Origin of the sequence: Terasakiella pusilla DSM 6293 (assembly GCF_000688235.1) — a bacterium.
Taxonomy (GTDB): Bacteria; Pseudomonadota; Alphaproteobacteria; order Rhodospirillales; family Terasakiellaceae; genus Terasakiella; species Terasakiella pusilla.
In genome coordinates this window covers 1-1,603 of record NZ_JHYO01000078.1, presented here as the reverse complement: position 1 = coordinate 1,603, position 1,603 = coordinate 1, and the positions used below count along the sequence as shown (strand labels likewise).

The window sequence follows — 1,603 nt, the reverse complement described above, 5'->3', positions numbered from 1 at the left end:
AGACCACCACCTCGACGTTCCCCTCCGTTCATGGTGGTTTGAGCATGAGGGTGAATATCTGATCACGTTGAGATATTCGTCGCAAACAGTGGCTATACAGGGTCATAAGAGCATCGTCGCCGGGCGTTCGTTAACCGACGTCGAGGAAGTGTTAACAACCGTGTTAACAGCACTGGATGATAATGACGCCGATGTTGTTAACGCTGTTAACAATGCGTATGAGCGTACCCGGTGGAAGAAGACCAAAGGTGCATCATGAACCTTTGCCCGGCGATTAACGTTCATTCAGGGCCTGTTCATAAAACTACCCCACCGTCAATTGTCCTGAACTGCCCGAAAACAGCCATTTCATCCATGGTGAATTTCATGGTCCGTAAATCATGTGTTTTATGGAGGGAACCGGCATGACAACAAGAGCCGTCATTTACACCCGTGTGTCCACTGCCAAGCAAACCACCGACAATCAAATGATGGAACTTCAACGTACCGCCGAGCGTCTGGGGTGGACGCTCACCAACGTCTATGAAGATCATGGCATCAGCGGTGGCAAAGGCCGCAGTGAACGCCCGGCATTTGATGAATTACACAAAGCAGTGGCCCGTGGTGATGTTGATGTCATCATGGCATGGTCAGTGGATCGTCTGGGTCGCAGCCTCCAAGACCTCGTGATGTTCTTAAATGAAGTTCATGAAGCCGGTGTCGATGTCTTCATTCACCAACAAGGGATCAATACCGCAACGTCACCGTCATCCAGAATGATGTTTCAGCTTTTGGGTGTCTTTGCAGAATTCGAGCGTGGTATTATCCGCAATAGAATTGCCGCCGGTCTTGAACGAGCAAAAGCCAAAGGACAGAAGTTGGGCAGACCGGGATTGAGTGATTACAAAATCAACCGTATCCGCAAGCAATTAGCCGCCGGACATAGCGTGCGTGCCGTCGCCGATATGGTCCACGTCAGCACCGGAAGTGTCTCCAAGGTCAAGAAACAGATGTTGGCGATGGCGAAGTAACACGATGTTACCTTCGGTCAGAATTATGTAAATCTGATGGACATAACATTACGGTATCGGTTTGAATATGTCCGCCAAGAGGACATATTGGTACCATTCACGGTCACCAGCAAGCTGGGACCGACACCTTGGCAATATCGCTGCTCGCGTTGCTCACTGCGATAACTGCCGTCGGTGTGAAGTCATATCCGAAAAAGCCCCGCTAAATGAACCCGCTAATATAATATAGTTAGAGGTGTCATTTACGGGGGCTTTTTAATCAGACCTCCATGTGCATGACAGCGAAGCGACAATCCCTCTCTATAGCGAACTGACATAAGGTTTTGGCGGCAGATGCCAGCATCAACGCCATAAACCGACATGTCGGCACTCGGCACCGCCGAGGTGCCTAAAACCATCCCGGTGGTAACATCGTGTTACTTACGCAGCTTCAAAATAGCAACTATAGCGGATAGCAAAAGGTGAACCGTTAACGTTAACCATTCACGTTTCCGCCGGATCATAAATTTACCAAACCCATTCCAACACCAATATTGCCGTGGCCTAAGCGGGTTCATTTAATCAAAGAATGTCCCCGCTAGGCTCCACCATTA

Annotated in this window: 2 protein-coding genes; both read left to right on the top strand. The window is 49.3% G+C overall.

From position 1 onward, the window contains the following. Positions 1–259: hypothetical protein (locus tag Q397_RS25330; protein ID WP_038015106.1), on the top strand; the 259-nt coding region annotated here is incomplete at its 5' end. A 145-nt stretch (positions 260–404) separates the two neighbouring features. Beyond that, on the top strand, positions 405–1,010 hold the full coding sequence (locus Q397_RS0120185) for a recombinase family protein (RefSeq protein ID WP_038015105.1): 606 nt from the start codon (positions 405–407) through the stop codon (positions 1,008–1,010). Positions 1,011–1,603: the final 593 nt, after the last annotated feature.

Coding starts and splice junctions, on each gene's coding strand:
- Q397_RS0120185 (WP_038015105.1), top strand. CDS start 405: ATGACAACAAGAGCCGTCATTTACACCCGTGTGTCCACTGCCAAGCAA.